Genomic DNA, 15,794 nt, shown 5'->3' on the forward strand with positions numbered 1-15,794 from the left:
TGTAACGCACCATATTCTCGACTTTTAACAATCAACAGTCAGTAAGGGCGGGTGTATTGAGAATTATCGTTGATCAGTGAGGATATTTGTGAACCCGCCCGTACAACAGTCATCAGCCCAACCGATATTTTTCGCAACTGAAATTTATAATTAATCAAACAAAGGTGCGTTATCACCTAGTAATAACGCACCCAACCAAGACAATAGATTTTACTACCGCGAACAATAATTATGCAGTGATGATGCTATCAGAAGATGCTTCTTCTGAACGAGTTTTTAAACGGCTTTTTGTACTGCGGCGAATTCGTTCACTTTTGCGAACCCCACCCGCCATTTCATATTCAATACTATCTTTGCCATATTTAAAAGCCACACCAATCAGCATTCTTTCTGAAAGTTCGCTTAATTGTTTTTCTAACTCCTTAATTTCTGTCTTAGAAGAGTCAATTACAATTAAAGCTGTATTATGGGCCTCGATTTTATTGCGTAGACGCTCCATTAACTGCGTCATATTCGTTAAATTCCGCGCCTCGCCAAAATCAATATTAGGATCTATGGCTTTTAAACCAGAGGTTCTTAACTTAGCATTTTCGAGAATCCGAGAAGTACGTTTTTTGCGTGACATATGATAGATGTAGCCCTATAAAAAGGTTATAGAGCTAGCTTGCCCGATGCAGCCAGGATTCTCAATCAGCAGAATTCGCTAATTATTGCCCCTATTTACCACTATTTACCCTAAAATTTGGGTGAATTCTCTGATAAAGTCGCTCAGTACAATCCTAAGTAAGATATTTTAGGCATCAAGTGCAATTTTTTTTGTAGTTACCACACAACTTTTGTGGTAACCACACTGAATAGGGTGCTAACCACAGCAAACCCGTGGTAACCACAGCGAATGGGGTGGTTACCACAGCAACCCCGTGGTAACTACAGCGAATGGAGTGGTTACCACAAAACTAAATTTTATTGAAAGCGGCTGTCCCTCTCCACCCACAGGGGGATAGCCGCTTCAGACATGATATGTTCTTCCCCATGCCCAATGCCCAATGCCCAATGCCCAATGTCCCAAGTCGGCGGGCGGTGCTGCATCTCACCCCTGGAAAAAGTGGACTTTCCCGCCGACTTTATGTAATTGTTTGCTGTTGAAACTGAGATTGATTATCCCAATAATCAGTCCTAGTGATTTGTATTTTCAGCAAAGCAATATTAGGTTCATCTAATCCTTGGGGAAACCAAGCTTCTAGTTCTGGTTTCCATAACTCTTGCATTTTCTGACGGTCTTTTACCAGTTCAGCAATACCGGAAATAGAAATATATCGCTGTTTATCGCCAGATGTAAAGCTAATATTGACTTGCTGACTATTCTTAATCTCAAATACTTTATGAGTAGTAGCGTTAGTAAAAAACCAAATACTACCATCAGCTTGAATGTCGCTACTTCTTTCCATCGGGCGGCTGTGTAAGCTACCATCTTCATCGATTGTGGTTAACATCCCACAGTCAATATCTTGAATAAGTCTACCCAACTGATAAATATTTTGATTTTCTTCAGTAGTAGTTGTCATATACAGTACTGTGTTTTTGCTTACAACGAATTAGCGCGGTTAGGAATTACCTATTTTAGTATCAACATTTTTGCTAGTTAATTGCTTGCGCCTAAAGGTATAATTTCGCTGCATTTAAATTGCAGATTATACCGGAGATAAAACTATTCAATTAGCAAACATATTTATTTCCCCACTTGTGAGAGACATATTGCAATCCTATTGCAGTTGCGAAAAATATTGGTTTTGGCTGTTGACTGTTGACTGTTAACGGTTAACAGTCAACAAACCTGCTTGTAATATTTCACAAATTACTTAGGATTGCTATATTTTTCAGCCAATTGGAAGATGAAATTATCTAAAAATCATGCCGGAATGGTAGTATCACATCTATACAGAAATTCTTTGAGCCAAGCTTATGCAAGTGAAAGAACCACAATCAGAATATGTAGAAGCTACTTTACCTCAAAAGATAGCCACAGTTGAAATTGCCGCACCAGGGCAAATGACAACAGTAGCAAATACCGATAAATCTGATGAACAAGTATCAGAAATTGGCAGCATAATTTCTGGTTTGACGGCAAGCGTATCACAAAGTATCAGCAATTTCGTCAATGAATACCCGCTGCTGGTTGTTAGCTTTGCTGTGCTGGTTATAGGAGTTATTGTTTTAAGAATTTTACTGGCAATTACAGAAGCATTAAATGGGATTCCCTTAGTTGCCTCATTTTTTGAATTAATTGGTTTTGGTTATGTAACTTGGCATGTATCTCGCTATCTATTTAAAGCAATGCAGCGCCAAGAAGTAACACAATAAATTAATCCAAGTTAAAGAAAAATGACAGACGAAGTTGTTATAGCAATCCTATTTCATCTGTTAAAAATATCGGTTTTGGCTGTTGATTGTTGTACGGGCGGGTTCACAAATATCCTCAATGATCAATGATAATTCTCAATAAACCCGCCCCTACTGACTGTTAACCGTTAACAGTCAACAACCATAAATGTAATGTTTCACAAATCATTGAGGATTGCTATAGATAAATATCTGTCATGATCAGTATATTGAAGGTGGGCAATGCCCACCCTACATCTACTAATAATATTTAAAATTGAAGATAAATTAATATCCAATGGATGATTCAATATTTGTCATATTTCTCGCCTTTGGTTTTCTCTGGCTGCTGATGGGAGTTGGCGGCTGGATTGCATTTCTCAAATCTGAAGGCGAGGAAATTAAATTTGGTAAATGGGGTTTGATAGTCGCTATCCCGATTTTACTCCCCATTATTATTGCCCTAATTATTGGGGCAGTTTATCACTAATCAGGGTGAAAAAATCTCACCCAAGGGAACATCGAAAAAATAGTATCATTTTCAGACAGCGTTTAAATCCCCGTCTGAAAATGTGTTTAATTTTGAATTTTGAATTGTTAATGTGGTTGTTTTTCGGCATAAAGGCGATCGCAATAAATAGCCCAAGCAACGCCAAATAAACCACTCAGGGAACCTGCAATTGCTGCAACTGCACCCCAGCCTAAAGGCCCCATCCAGTTGGTAATCTCTTTGAGGAGTGCTGTACTGGCTTTACTAACTACATAAGCTGTACCAGCACCAGCAATGGTGACAAATCCTAATTCTGCCAAAATTTCCACCAGTTGTTTGCTAGATAAATCCTCTGCAAAATAAATTTTCCAAATGTTGGTATACATGAGGATATCAGAAGCAGTTAACAGCATTTGTTTCGGAAGTTCTCCCCCAAAAGTTGGTGCGGCTGAAGCTGTACCGCTACCGACAGCATAAGTTGCGATCGCTAAAGCAGCATCTAATCTTTTTTGACCGAGATTAGTCACAGTCCTATCTCCAAATGATTTACATTTATTGTGACAATTTAATTTTACTGCTTGTAATTTTTCACAACTGCTGAACCATGTATCATAACCTTAACAGTCAAAACCGATGTTTTTGACAACTGAAATATGAATCAAAATATACTATTTCAGCAAACCCGCCTGCGTTTAGCGCTGTGGTACGCCTTGGTAATGGCTGTGATTTTAAGCATTTGCGGATTTGGTATCTATCAAGCAATCTCTCACGCCCATTGGATGACATCAGATAGAGAACTAGAATCAGTAGCAGGAACTTTACACGATACTATTGAGTTAAAACTATATCAACCTGCTAAATTAGAACCAGCAATAGAGCAGATTTTACCTAACATTTGTGTAATTGGAGCAAGTTGCATTCCAGAAAAAGTCAACTCTAAACGTCATATTTTAAGCGCCATTAATCAAAGCAATTACTATGTACGTTTTTACGATAACTTAGGACGTTTAATTGCTCTAGCGGGTAATTATCCTGAAGGATTGCCCAAAACCTTTAATCAAGAACTTTGGCAAACTATTAAAGATAAAAAAGGCAACCTTTATCATCAAATTTCTTTGGTTTTACATACCCAAGACCATCGTGATTGGGGTTACATTCAAGTCGGGCGCAGTCTAGCAGATTTTAATAGTTATTTGACGGCGGTAAAACTCACTTTAATCTTTGGATTACCAGTTATCATGCTTTTGGTAGGCGTTGCTAGTTGGTGGTTAGCAGGATTAGCAATGCAACCAATTTATCGTTCATATAGACAAATTCAACAATTTACAGCCGATGCAGCCCATGAATTACGCACGCCTTTAGCTGCAACTCAAGCTACAGTAGAATCAGCGCTGATGTTGTCTCACTTAGATGAAACAGAAGCGCGGGAAATTCTCCGCACTACTCAACGTCAAAATCAACGACTAACAACTTTAGTAACAGATTTACTCTTATTAACTCGTCTGGATCGTCAATCAATACGAATGCAATGGGAAATTTGTAGTTTGGATGATATTATCAACGATTTAATTGAGGAGTTTGCAGCTTTAGCGATCGCATCTCAAATTACACTCACCGCTTCTATCTCAGTTTCCCATCCCTTAAATGTCATCGGTAATCAAGATCAGCTTTATCGCCTATTTTCTAACTTAATTGTCAATGCGATTCACTACACCCCAGCCGGCGGAAAAGTAACGGTTTATGTAGCTCGCAATGATTATTATGCTGTCATTCAGGTACAAGATACAGGTATTGGGATTCCCCAAGCAGAGTTGACGCGGATTTTCGATCGCTTCTACCGCGTCAATAGCGATCGCTCTCGCAGCACTGGCGGTTCTGGGTTAGGATTAGCGATCGCTCAAGCAATAGTGCAAGCACATCACGGTAGCTTAGAAGTCAAAAGTGAGTTAGGTAAAGGTAGTAATTTTACTGTCAACTTACCCTTTGATATTGGCTCAGTTGATAGAGTGCGCTCTATTTATCCATTAAAAATTATGTATCGTTTATTACGAAATATCGAGAAAAAATAAACTTGTCAATAGGGTTATATTTTAGGCGATCGCGATCGTCAGAAACAATCTTGATTATGGGCTGGTAAGTCTTGTCTGAAAATCATTAGTGGGAGTTTAAATCCCCCACTAACAAATGTCTTAAATTTTGAATTTCAAGTTTTGAATACTTCTCCTGGTGGAGAGGCTACGCCAACGAGTGAGCTTCAGTACTAGTTTTGAATTGTTAAGCCAATCCAACTAACTTCGCGCTTAAATCCCACAGCTTTTCCGCATTTTCATCATCGCGGGCTTGGGGAGATACTTTTTGCACAAAGGATTTACGGTTTTTCTTCTGACGATTTCCCCAGCTCCAGTAAGCACCAGATTGCTTATACTCAGGATCGGCAATGACTGATGCAACTCGTTCTCCAGACAATTCCTGCGATACGTAGCCGCCAGTAATATACTTTTGGAAAATGGGGAATATTTTCTGGAATAGGGGATAGTGGTTGCGGAATAAAGGAGTTTCGGCTACACAACCGGGATACAAAGAACTGAAAACAATCCCAGTTGAATCGTGATAACGGCGATGTAGTTCGCGCATGGTTAATACATTGCAGACTTTGCTATCTTTGTAAGCTTTGACAGGTTCAAATTTCTTCCCGTCAATCATCGTGATTGGTTCTTTAAATCCGTTGGCGAAACCTTCGAGATCTCCTAAATCTGGGCGTGGGGGAATCTTACCGCCAAGTTCATCGGGGTTATGGGTGACAGTTCCTAAAATGACGACACGGCGATCGCCATGAGGTGATTTTTTCAAATCCTCAAGCAGGAGATTACACAGCAGGAAATGTCCGAGATGATTAGTAGTCATCGTCAACTCGTAACCTTCGGGACTGCGCAACGGTTCCTTAATTAAAGGCATATAAATAGCCGCATTGCACAGCAAAGCATCTAGGCTTTTACCGCTAGCGCGAAAGTTATTCACAAACTGCCGCACGCTATCCAAGGAGCCTAAATCGATATGCATGATAGTATAGCTATCCTTGGGTATGCCTACAGATTGGGCAGCTGCTTCCGCTTTCTCTAAATTACGACAGGCCATCACTACGTGCCATCCCTTGTTAGCCATCGCCTTTGCAGTGTATAAACCCACCCCCGAAGATGCACCTGTAATGATAACTGTTGACTTCCCAAACATTGTGTTTAACCTCCATATAATCTCTAGACTTTATCTAGAATCTCATGCATCATGACTTCTATTAACAAATGCTATATCTAATGAAACAGATTGTTATGTTTGCAGCCACAAGCTAGACTCTTTACATAGAGAGACTTTTATGCGTTGCATAGATATTTTCTTAAGGTGTTGACTGTTAACTCTTGACTGTTATTTTCTGTGATACTTGCGTAAGTCCTATTAATTCTTTGATTTATGCAAGCATTTTCCACATTCTTTAAATCTTACTATCCCAGCCTTACTGCATCTGTAATTCTTAACCAAAATGCTTGAGATTGATGAAAGATAATTACTAAATTTTTGTGGGTATTTATGATAACGAAAGCTACTTATGAATTTAGTAGCACCTTTGCTACAAAAGACGAAAAAACCCCTGGTAGGCAGGGGGGATATCAACTCTAGGAGGTCGTATTATGTCTACCTATCATCCCGGAGATACAAGATTATGCAATTGTGCAAAAAATAAATATGGGGCATTGGGCATTGGGCATTGGGCATTGGAAACAATTTTGGATTTTGGATTTTAGATTTTAGATTAAAATCCAAAATCGCAAATCTAAAATCTAAAATTTCTTGTCCTCCTTGTCCCCCTTGTCTCCCTTGTCCCCCTTCCCTTGTCCCCTTCCCCTACTCCTCTCACTCAGGCTTTCTCGCCACAATAGTCCGATGGCGAGGATCGCTAGCTACCGTAACTGGTGGCGCGAAACCTACAGCTTGCAATGTAGCTTCAATATCAAAGGTGTAGTAATCATCGCTCCAGGGTTCGGTGCTTTTCATTAATGTAAATAGCACTGGTGGCAGGTTTTGGATTACCTGGGATTTGGGATTATTATCTACAATTGCGATCGCACCACCAGGTCGTAGTAATCTTAAAGCTTCGGCGAAAATTGCTTGACTCGCATACCCCGGCAATTCATGGGTGACAAACTGAAGCGTTACCAAATCAAAAGAATTATCAGGTAATTTTGTATTCTCAGCTTGTGCGTGAATCCACTCGGTTATCTCACCCTTAACATCAAGATTACGAGCAACAGTTAGCATATAGGGTGATAAATCTAGCCCTACTGTACGCACAGGATGACTCTGCTTTTGCTGATAATAGCGGTGTAAAGCTAAAGTAGAAACCCCTACCGAGCAACCAATATCTAAAATATCTCGGACTTCTTGAGGTGCATAAGTAGCGAGAACTTCATGAAAACTACCTCTGAGGCGTGCATGGGCGACTTCCCAAGTTAAGTTTTCTTTCGGCCATACCCGTAACGCCATTGAATAGGTAGCTGACTCAGTTTCAAAAGCCGCATCCCAGCAAAGATTACCTTCACTGTAGGCATGAAAGGGTACTTTATAATAGTCAGGATAAACAACATCGGGGTTAGTCATCTTGGTAATTTGCGCTGTAATTCCCGATGATTTCAGCGTTTGATAGTTTTTGCGCCAGGGAACGCCGTTTTTCTCAGCAGTGTTGATGAGTACTTTCCTGGCTTGCTGCTTCATCAATTGATAGATGGGTTTAGTCTGTATCAGGAGATTGACAAACTTGGAAAGCGTATCTTCTCCAGCCCAATCCGGTTTTAGCTTAGTGTTCATCGGCTTGCAAAAATCAAGGCAAGATAACTAATGTAGATAGGTCGAAACCAAGATCATTATCAGGTCTATCTGTTGCCGATTCTCATTAAATTAAAATGAGCAACCTCAATCCTCAACGCGATCGCCTGAATTTAAATCGTTTCATTCCTATATATTGATATAGTACAGGAATTAATGCCCCAACTCCTGACAATTGTACAGACGCGATTTATCGCGTCTCTCTCTGTCTCTGACAAAAAAGCGATCGCACCAGAAGAAATGCGATCGCTCATTATGAGATTAAGGAGTGAAACTAAATTAAGCAGTCGGTTCTAACAACTGGATATTAGAGAAGATAAATTCCTGAGTTGTAACTTTTCCTTCAATCTCAGTCTTAATTTCCCGACGATTGAGAATGAAATACTGACCAACTTTTTCATATTCATCGGTAAACTCACTTCTACCACCCTTTTGTTCACCTGTTGCCGGGTCATGGTATACAGAATCGTAGGTGTGAGACAAATAGCCTTCGCCAGTTTGGTGACTGCTAAAGGTATCAATGGTCACAAAAGTACCGTGAACCAGACGATGAACGTGGCTAACTTCATTATTGCGGACTTTATATTTATCGCCCTCAGCCTTACCACCAACTAAAATTTCCACAGAACCATCGGCTGCGGTAGCACCATAGCTGAAAGTATTAGCACTGTGGGTATCTTCAAAAGAACGACGGACGCGGTGAATCGCGATTTCCCAAGCTTGATATTGAATCGCTTGCTTGGCTTGGTCATCCGATGCATCTGAAACTTCCGCCTTGAGATTAGCGCTAACCACTACCTTCGCTGTAGCCACTTGATCGTCATTTTTCAAGGTAACATCAGCTGTATAGCCAGGAAAATCCTTGTCCCAAGTGTAACGATTTTCATAAGCAGCCCGGAAAAGTTCCTGAGCAGAAATTTGTGTAACTGTCATCTGTTTACCTATAGCCAGTAGTGATATTAGCGTTTTTGCTTTCCTTGGTATTAGCATAGAAGTAATTGTGAAGCTCCGCATAGTCCCCAACTGGGTACACTTTATGACTAATTCTCTTCATGCTGCATTTGCTGCGATCGCTAACGTCGGCAATGAGCAAGAGCTAAAACTCGCGCTCACGGACAAAATTAGCGAACATTTTGGCGTGCAACATTGGGGTATCTCTTTCATAGATGACCAGTCAAAGACTGAGATTGATGTTTCCGATATTCCCGCCGTCTGCTTACAAGGTAATCCCATTGGACGCTACGTAGTTGAGCGTCATGCACCTGCGCACGAGCAATTAATACTATCAGAACAAGATTGGAAGCATATTTGTCCGCGCCACGATCACGAACATGTAATGACAGGCCCCATAGTCTGTGACGGTCGTTTGGTAGGAACCCTCAACCTAGCTCGCGCTCAAGGTAGTCCACCCTTTGACGGTAACGATTTAGCCGATTTGAGTGCTTTATGCATTCACATTTCCGCAAAAATTGCCACCTTGCGGGCAAAACCTCAAATTATCAAACCCTCATTACCTAACCCCCTCACACCAAGGGAGTTAGAAATTGCTGAATTAGTCGCTCAAGGCTTAACCAATGGGGAAATCGCTGCTCGGCTGTGGATTAGCCAAAATTCTGTTAAACAAGCCCTCAAACGCATGTTTCGTAAACTTGGGGTGTCAGCGCGCACAGAAATGGTGACAAAGCTGCATTCAACAATAACTCGTAATTTATGAAAATCTATCGTTATGGTTTAAATTTAAATCCATATCCATTAGGACTTACGCACATTCTACGAACTCTTGGCGTACTTGGCGTCTTGGCGGTTCCATAAATTAAGGATTTGGAAAATTTTTGCGTAAGTCCATATCCATAACGGAATAAAAAATTTGGCTGATGCTTTTATGAACCGCCCACAGATTCTGCAACCAGGTACAAGTTACACATTTAGTAAATATTTTGAACTGCCATATGCACCAGCCGATATTCTTGCAGAATTTAATTGTACTTATCAACGTCAACGGCTGGATTTACCAAAATATAAGGATAAACTTAATTGTTTTGATTTTTTAAGCGGCTATTTGTCAAGAAATTTAGCCTACGTTAATCCGATAAGTGAAATGGCAAGAAGAGAGGTATTAATTGCCCCCACTTTATTAGAAATTTGTGCAGAAACTCAAACTCAATTAAATATTGAATATCCAATTAATGTTAACGAACAGTTAAAAGGTAGCTTTGATTACTACATTAACAGTGATGCGGGAATATTAGTAATTGAAGCCAAGCAATCTGATTTAGGTCGAGGATTTACTCAATTAGCAGTAGAATTAATCGCCCTTGATCAATGGACACAATCTCAAACACCTCTACTTTATGGCGCTGTCACCACAGGAGAAGATTGGCGATTTGGTATATTTCACCGTCAAGAAAAACGCATTGTCCAAGATTTGAAACTTTATCGCGTCCCTGAAGAATTAGAAGAATTACTGCGGATTTTGATAGGAATTATTGTTGCACCTACATCCTTAACTATGGAGAATAGTTGAGTTATCGAAAAAATGCGATGACATCAGAGATTGCTAAATTTCTGTCAACAGTCAACAGTCAACAGTCAACAAATTAATTGTTTTTTTAGAGTTCGCTAAAAGACAGGTGGTATCATTGCCTCTGCATATGTAAATTAAAAGCTGTAGAGAACTACTTAATCATCATCTCTACGTAAAAACCGAACAATATTTATGCCTACTACCACCTGGAATCGTCATCACATTCTTTCCCTTAACGACTTTACTACCGTTGAATACGATGCTGTATTGCAAACAGCTGCGAGTTTCCAAGAAGTGCTATCGCGACGCACGAAGAAAGTACCAACTTTACAGGGACAGGTGGTGGCGAATTTGTTCTTTGAACCTTCTACCCGCACTCGCAGTAGTTTTGAAATCGCTGCTAAACGTCTCAGCGCAGATACCCTCAATTTTGCCGCCGCTACTTCTTCCATGACAAAGGGCGAGACAATTTTAGATACGGCGAAGACTTATTTAGCGATGGGAACTGATATTATGGTAATTCGCCATCGAGAAGCTGGAGTACCAAATGCGATCGCTCAAGAAATGGATCGTTTAGGTGTAAAAGTTAGCGTACTCAATGCCGGTGATGGTCAACATGAGCATCCATCCCAAGCATTGCTAGACTTATTCACCATCTGTACTTTAATCGATCCAGCCAATCCCCGCATAGAATTGTTAAAAGGTAAAAAAATTGCCATTGTTGGTGATATTCTTCATTCTCGTGTAGCGCGATCGAATATTTGGAGTTTAACAGCAAGCGGTGCAGAAGTTCATTTAGCCGCACCCCCAACCCTTTTACCCAAAATCTTTGCCGAGTATTTCTCAGAAGAAACAACTTCTCCCCAGCGTCAGCTATTTTTACATTGGGAACTAGAACCTGCTTTACGCGACGCTGATTTTGTCATGACTTTGCGCCTACAAAAAGAACGCATGACTGCCCATTTATTACCTAGTTTACGTGAATATCATCAATTATTCGGCATTACTCGCGATAAATTACAACTTTGCCAACCTAATGTTAAAGTATTGCACCCAGGGCCAGTCAATCGCGGTGTGGAAATTAGCTCCGACTTAATGGACGATCCAGAATTTAGCTTAATTCAAGCACAAGTTACTAGTGGTGTAGCCGTGCGCATGGCTTTGTTATATCTCATTGGTAGCGGTAAAGTCTCACCCTAATCATAAAACACACCCGTAGGGGCGGGGTCTCCCCGCCCTTTATTGTGAGGATATTTTTTCAGTTGACTATAGCAATCCTATCTGAGTTGTGAAAATATTTTTTTTGATGAACCGCCAAGACGCCAAGTACGCCAAGGTTCAGAGAAAAAACTGAGAGTTAGCAAATTTCATAAATGATTTAGGATTGCTATATACTCTCAGCATTAGCCTTAAGCTAACTGTATCTTTTGTTCGACACCCGAAAAATTATATTCATCTCTATCTCCCACCTTAAACCTCAACATCCATTAAACAGAGATTTTTTGGGTGTCTTACTCTAACCCAGGTATGAGTACGTAGAAAATATTCGCGTAGTAAATTACGCCAATTGTATGAAGACTTAATTTGAGAATTTGGGAAAATGAGATTGTAGGATTAACGGGAGAAAATCATTATGAGACAGACATTGTTGACAGCAGTAGCTTTATTCAGCACCCTCACTTTAGCTGCACCAATTTCTGCTCAAGCTAGCGCCAACCAAGCGCAAGTAAAACGCTTGTTAGATACTGGAGTATGTGCTGGATGTGATTTAACTGGTGTTAATCTTAGCGGTGCGCACTTAATTGGCGCAGATTTAAGAAACGCTAATTTAAAAGGTGCAAATTTAGCAGGTGCAAATTTAGAAGGTGCTGATTTAGCTGGCGCTAATTTGGAAGCTGCAAATTTGAAAGAAGTCTTTGCCAGTGGTACAACCTTCAATAATGCTAATCTTACTAATGCTAATTTAAGCGGAGCTAGTTTACACAATGCTCAAGTAGATGGCGCTGTGATGATTGGCGCTAATCTTAATGGTGCTGAGGGATTTGATATTAATCTGGGTATTGGCGGTGAAGAATAATAGTTAAGAGTTAGAAACTAGCATTAACTCTAATTTCTAACCCCCAACTCTTAAATCTTAATCACCAGTAATCGAGAGTTCATTTACCCAAATGCGAGGACAAACACCACCTGGTGTTAACTCAGGCTCTTTTTCTACACAAATAATCGATTTCAAAACTTCTAAGAAATCGCCGGCGACTGTTGCAGATTCAATACTGGTTTTCTCACCTTTATTAATTAACCAACCATCAAAAGGTAGAGAAAAAGAACCTTGTAAAGCCTTCACGCCCGCATGTAAAGCTTGTAAATCATCAATCAAAATTACATTTTCCGCAGTTTCTAAGCTTAATTCTTGCTCAGGTTCGGCGGCTCTAAATACATGAAAAAAGTTAGGGCTAACGCTAACTTTTGCACCAATACTTGCATTACCTGTTGGTTGAGCGTTCATTCTTTTCGCAGTTCCCGCACTGTGAAGAAAGCCCGCTAAAACGCCCTTTTCAATCAAAGAAACCTGACGAGTAGGTGTACCTTCACCATCAAAAGTTTCTGCACCAATATTAGCAGGGTGTAATGCATCATCAACTACAGAAATTAGCGGTGAAGCAATTTGCTTACCGATATCATCCGCAGTTGATAAACTTTGATTATCGAGAATATTTTGGGCATTATATAAATTAGAAAAAGCACCCAACAAACTCAAGAAAGCTTCCGGTGAGAACACAACTAAATATTTACCAGACTTGATTTTTTCATAATTCAAGTGACTGATAGTTTTATCAACAGTTTCTTGAATACAACCATTGATATCTAATTTTTCTACACCCCGGTTGACTCTAAAAGCGCCAGCACTGCGAGGTTTTCTTCCTTCCTCTTCGGTTTTACTGTAAAGATATACCGATGCAATAGAGTGTGATTCTGTTCTGACTGCGCCTGCACTATTGAGATAGAATCTGTCAATATCTCTTTGCGCTAAACCGTTATAAGGTACACCGTTAATTGCCGGATGAGCTGATAGTAATTCTTTTTCAGCCACCAATAATTTTTCGATAAGTGCCGAAACAGGTGCTTGAGGTACTTTGTCGTGAGGCGTATTTTCAATAGGAATAGTAGCCTCTGGACTAAAATCAGGAACATTTTCCTTCACACCAAAAAAACTAGCTTCGTATGCAGTTTTTAAAGCTAATTCTAATCCTTTGGGGTCTACATCCGTAGTGCTGGTGACACCCATTGTATTCTCTTCATTCCAGACACGAACTGTCACACCAGAACGATTAGAAGCTTTAACTTGTTTTGGTTCACCTTGGTCTACTTGGACGCTAGTTTCATCTACAGTAGAGCCATAGATATCGAATTTCTGAATACCAAGTTTCTCAGCATTTTCCTTGGCATAATTTGCAATGTCGTTGATAGTTGGCATAGTCAATTTTGGATTTTTGATTTTAGATTTTGGATTGAGAAAGTCTGTTTTGAATTCTAGATTTCGGATTTTAGATTTTGGATTTGTGCTTTTCTCGGAGGGTCTTTATCGATGCCACAGTCATGGCTAGAATTTCAGTAGTTTCTTGCATGAGATTGGTTAATTTATCTGCTGAAACTATTCCTGCTTCAACTAAAATTTCTAACCAATAAAGAGTTTCATCGGTTTCTTCTTCGACAATACTGAGTTTGGCAATCAAATCTGCTGTCGATTTAGCTCGACAAGCTGCTCGATAATTGGATCCTACAGAAGTAGCCGAACGCAACACTTGTTTACCAATTACATCAGCAGTTCTAGTTTGTGGTAATGCCTCAACTAGATAAATAACTCGCAATCCAAGCTGCTTTGTTCTAGCCTTAAACTGCTTTTCATTCATAATCTAAATCTAAAATCCAAAATCTAAAATCTAAAATTATTTAGCGTCCGCCTACAGTAATAGAATCAACCTTGATGTGAGGCTGTCCTACTGTAGTGTAAATACTGCCGCTAACAGAACCACAAAAACCAGGTGCAAGTTCTAAATCTTGGGAACACATAGAAATTTTATTCATAATTTCCTTAGCTTCACCAATTAGAATTGCGCCTTTTAAAGGCTTAGTAATCTTGCCATTTTCAATTAAATAAGCTTCATCAACGCCAAAGTTAAATTGACCTGTAGCACCAACGCTACCACCGCCCATTTTTTTGCAATAAATGCCTTTATCAATGGAGGCAAATAAATCATCAACACTGTACTCGCCAGGTGCAATATAAGTATTCCGCATCCGGCTAGCAGCAGCATAGGTATAATTTTGGCGGCGTCCGCTACCGGTTCTGGGGTGTCCAGTGCGTGAAGAACCTGTTCTATCTGCTAAGAAGTTTTTGAGAACACCTTTCTCAATTAATAATGTTCTTTGCGCCGGCATACCTTCATCATCCATATCTATGGTACCAAAGGCATTGTCGGCTCGTCCTTCATCCCAAGCTGTTAGGCTTTCGTGGGCAATTTTTTCGCCTTTTTTATCAGCAAAGGGTGTGGTATTTTTTTCTATTTGCGTAGTTTCTAATAAATGTCCGCAAGCTTCGTGGAAAATCACGCCACCAAAGTGATTCGCCATGATAATCGGGTAAGTGCCAGATTCTACATAATCTGCATAGAGCATTTTACCCGCAGATTCGGATATTTGCTCGGCAGCTTGTTGGTAATCCCAAGTTCTCAGGAAGTTAGCATCGCTGGTATTACCTGCACGTTCGCCAATGGAGGCGCGATTAGCACCATCTGCACAGAGTAGGTTAAAGCCTACAGATTGGGTGAGGCGGATGTCACGGGCAAAAGTTCCATCACTGGCGGCGACTAATACTTCTTGCCAATCGCGGAAATAGCTAGCACGACGGGATTGTACGTGGCTGGCTTTTTTGGTGAGTTGGGCAGTACCATCAAGTAGAACTTCTCCCATTTCGCGGATGGAACTACACAGTGGTAACCAGCCATCTTTACCACGTTTTGTGGCGTAGTCTCTAAGTAGTTCGAGGTTGATTTCGGGGATAAAAGCGGTGGGTGCGGGTAATTGCAATCCCAGGATAGAAAGACCTTTTTCTAAGGCGGCTTTCAAGCCAGAGAAGGAAAGGTTATTGGTGCTGACATAGCAATCAGCTTTACCGCGAAATACTCTCACCCCTGCACCTGTGGCCAGACTGGGTGAAATACTAGTGATGGCGTCATCTTCAGCTAGACAGCTGATATAGTTGCGACGTTCTAGGTAAAATTCGATAAAGTCGGCACCTGCGGCGCGTCCTAATCCTAACAGGGTAGCCAGAGGGGCTTCCCAAGTGTCATCGAATCGTTCCGATGTAGAAGAATATTGTAAGGTAGGGAGCTGGTTCGAGAGAAGTAGAGTACTTGTAAGCATGAATAGCCTCGTCTGCTGGCGTGTTCAGAGATTTGACCGAAAATTCCTAGTGTGATTAGTCTAACAAATCAGTAAAAGCCACAGTTGGTGGTAAATTGGTAG

Annotated in this window: 17 protein-coding genes; 8 read left to right on the top strand and 9 right to left on the bottom strand. The window is 40.4% G+C overall.

What is annotated here, in order from left to right; genetic code table 11:
* Positions 1 to 229: 229 nt before the first annotated feature.
* The gene (locus tag H6G41_RS18670) at positions 230 to 625 is read right to left on the bottom strand and encodes a hypothetical protein (protein ID WP_190747678.1); all 396 of its coding nucleotides are present in this window, start codon (positions 623 to 625) and stop codon (positions 230 to 232) included.
* A 499-nt stretch (positions 626 to 1,124) separates the two neighbouring features.
* Positions 1,125 to 1,565 (bottom strand): pyridoxamine 5'-phosphate oxidase family protein, encoded by a 441-nt coding sequence (locus H6G41_RS18675; RefSeq protein WP_190747679.1) that lies wholly within the window; start codon positions 1,563 to 1,565, stop codon positions 1,125 to 1,127.
* Positions 1,566 to 1,962: 397 nt separating this feature from the next.
* On the opposite strand from H6G41_RS18675, the gene H6G41_RS18680 reads away from it, so the two are divergent.
* Both H6G41_RS18680 and H6G41_RS18685 read left to right on the top strand, forming a co-directional pair.
* Positions 1,963 to 2,361, top strand: a complete 399-nt coding sequence (locus H6G41_RS18680) for a CAAD domain-containing protein (RefSeq protein WP_190747680.1) — start codon at positions 1,963 to 1,965, stop codon at positions 2,359 to 2,361.
* A gap of 316 nt (positions 2,362 to 2,677) precedes the next feature.
* On the top strand, positions 2,678 to 2,869 hold the full coding sequence (locus H6G41_RS18685) for a hypothetical protein (RefSeq protein ID WP_190747681.1): 192 nt from the start codon (positions 2,678 to 2,680) through the stop codon (positions 2,867 to 2,869).
* Between the two features lie 107 nt (positions 2,870 to 2,976).
* On the opposite strand, the gene H6G41_RS18690 is transcribed toward H6G41_RS18685, so the two are convergent.
* Entirely contained in the window at positions 2,977 to 3,396 is a 420-nt protein-coding gene (locus H6G41_RS18690) for a hypothetical protein (RefSeq protein ID WP_190747682.1), read from the bottom strand.
* Positions 3,397 to 3,522: 126 nt separating this feature from the next.
* Between H6G41_RS18690 and rppB the strand changes: the two genes are divergently transcribed.
* Entirely contained in the window at positions 3,523 to 4,938 is a 1,416-nt protein-coding gene (gene rppB, locus H6G41_RS18695) for a two-component system sensor histidine kinase RppB (protein ID WP_190747683.1), read from the top strand.
* A 205-nt stretch (positions 4,939 to 5,143) separates the two neighbouring features.
* On the opposite strand, the gene H6G41_RS18700 is transcribed toward rppB, so the two are convergent.
* Both H6G41_RS18700 and H6G41_RS18710 read right to left on the bottom strand, forming a co-directional pair.
* Positions 5,144 to 6,100, bottom strand: a complete 957-nt coding sequence (locus tag H6G41_RS18700) for a protochlorophyllide reductase (RefSeq protein ID WP_190747684.1) — start codon at positions 6,098 to 6,100, stop codon at positions 5,144 to 5,146.
* 675 nt (positions 6,101 to 6,775) lie between these two features.
* The gene (locus H6G41_RS18710; RefSeq protein ID WP_190747685.1) at positions 6,776 to 7,726 is read right to left on the bottom strand and encodes a class I SAM-dependent methyltransferase; all 951 of its coding nucleotides are present in this window, start codon (positions 7,724 to 7,726) and stop codon (positions 6,776 to 6,778) included.
* A 174-nt stretch (positions 7,727 to 7,900) separates the two neighbouring features.
* Here H6G41_RS18710 and H6G41_RS18715 point away from each other — a divergent pair, with 174 nt between their 5' ends.
* On the top strand, positions 7,901 to 8,041 hold the full coding sequence (locus H6G41_RS18715; RefSeq protein ID WP_190747686.1) for a hypothetical protein: 141 nt from the start codon (positions 7,901 to 7,903) through the stop codon (positions 8,039 to 8,041).
* Here the strand turns inward: H6G41_RS18715 and H6G41_RS18720 are convergent.
* Positions 8,024 to 8,677 (bottom strand): DUF3386 domain-containing protein, encoded by a 654-nt coding sequence (locus H6G41_RS18720; protein ID WP_190747687.1) that lies wholly within the window; start codon positions 8,675 to 8,677, stop codon positions 8,024 to 8,026. The two genes, H6G41_RS18715 and H6G41_RS18720, sit on opposite strands and share 18 nt — an antisense overlap.
* Before the next feature lie 103 nt (positions 8,678 to 8,780).
* Between H6G41_RS18720 and H6G41_RS18725 the strand changes: the two genes are divergently transcribed.
* The 4 genes from H6G41_RS18725 to H6G41_RS18740 all read left to right on the top strand — a co-directional run bounded on the left by H6G41_RS18725 (position 8,781) and on the right by H6G41_RS18740 (position 12,345).
* Entirely contained in the window at positions 8,781 to 9,458 is a 678-nt protein-coding gene (locus H6G41_RS18725) for a LuxR C-terminal-related transcriptional regulator (RefSeq protein WP_190636091.1), read from the top strand.
* 168 nt (positions 9,459 to 9,626) lie between these two features.
* Positions 9,627 to 10,268 (top strand): hypothetical protein, encoded by a 642-nt coding sequence (locus tag H6G41_RS18730; RefSeq protein WP_190747688.1) that lies wholly within the window; start codon positions 9,627 to 9,629, stop codon positions 10,266 to 10,268.
* A gap of 192 nt (positions 10,269 to 10,460) precedes the next feature.
* The gene (locus H6G41_RS18735; RefSeq protein WP_190747689.1) at positions 10,461 to 11,468 is read left to right on the top strand and encodes an aspartate carbamoyltransferase catalytic subunit; all 1,008 of its coding nucleotides are present in this window, start codon (positions 10,461 to 10,463) and stop codon (positions 11,466 to 11,468) included.
* Between the two features lie 433 nt (positions 11,469 to 11,901).
* Complete coding sequence (locus tag H6G41_RS18740) at positions 11,902 to 12,345, top strand: pentapeptide repeat-containing protein (RefSeq protein ID WP_190747690.1); 444 nt, start codon at positions 11,902 to 11,904, stop codon at positions 12,343 to 12,345.
* Positions 12,346 to 12,402: 57 nt separating this feature from the next.
* Here the strand turns inward: H6G41_RS18740 and H6G41_RS18745 are convergent, their stop codons facing one another.
* From H6G41_RS18745 to H6G41_RS18755, 3 genes are all read right to left on the bottom strand, one after another.
* Positions 12,403 to 13,743, bottom strand: coding sequence for a TldD/PmbA family protein (locus H6G41_RS18745; protein WP_190747691.1), 1,341 nt, complete (start codon positions 13,741 to 13,743; stop codon positions 12,403 to 12,405).
* Positions 13,744 to 13,813: 70 nt separating this feature from the next.
* Complete coding sequence (locus H6G41_RS18750) at positions 13,814 to 14,179, bottom strand: four helix bundle protein (RefSeq protein ID WP_190747692.1); 366 nt, start codon at positions 14,177 to 14,179, stop codon at positions 13,814 to 13,816.
* A 40-nt stretch (positions 14,180 to 14,219) separates the two neighbouring features.
* On the bottom strand, positions 14,220 to 15,692 hold the full coding sequence (locus H6G41_RS18755) for a TldD/PmbA family protein (RefSeq protein ID WP_190747693.1): 1,473 nt from the start codon (positions 15,690 to 15,692) through the stop codon (positions 14,220 to 14,222).
* Positions 15,693 to 15,794 lie beyond the last annotated feature (102 nt).

The organism is Tolypothrix sp. FACHB-123, from assembly GCF_014697075.1.
GTDB lineage: Bacteria > Cyanobacteriota > Cyanobacteriia > Cyanobacteriales > Nostocaceae > Aulosira.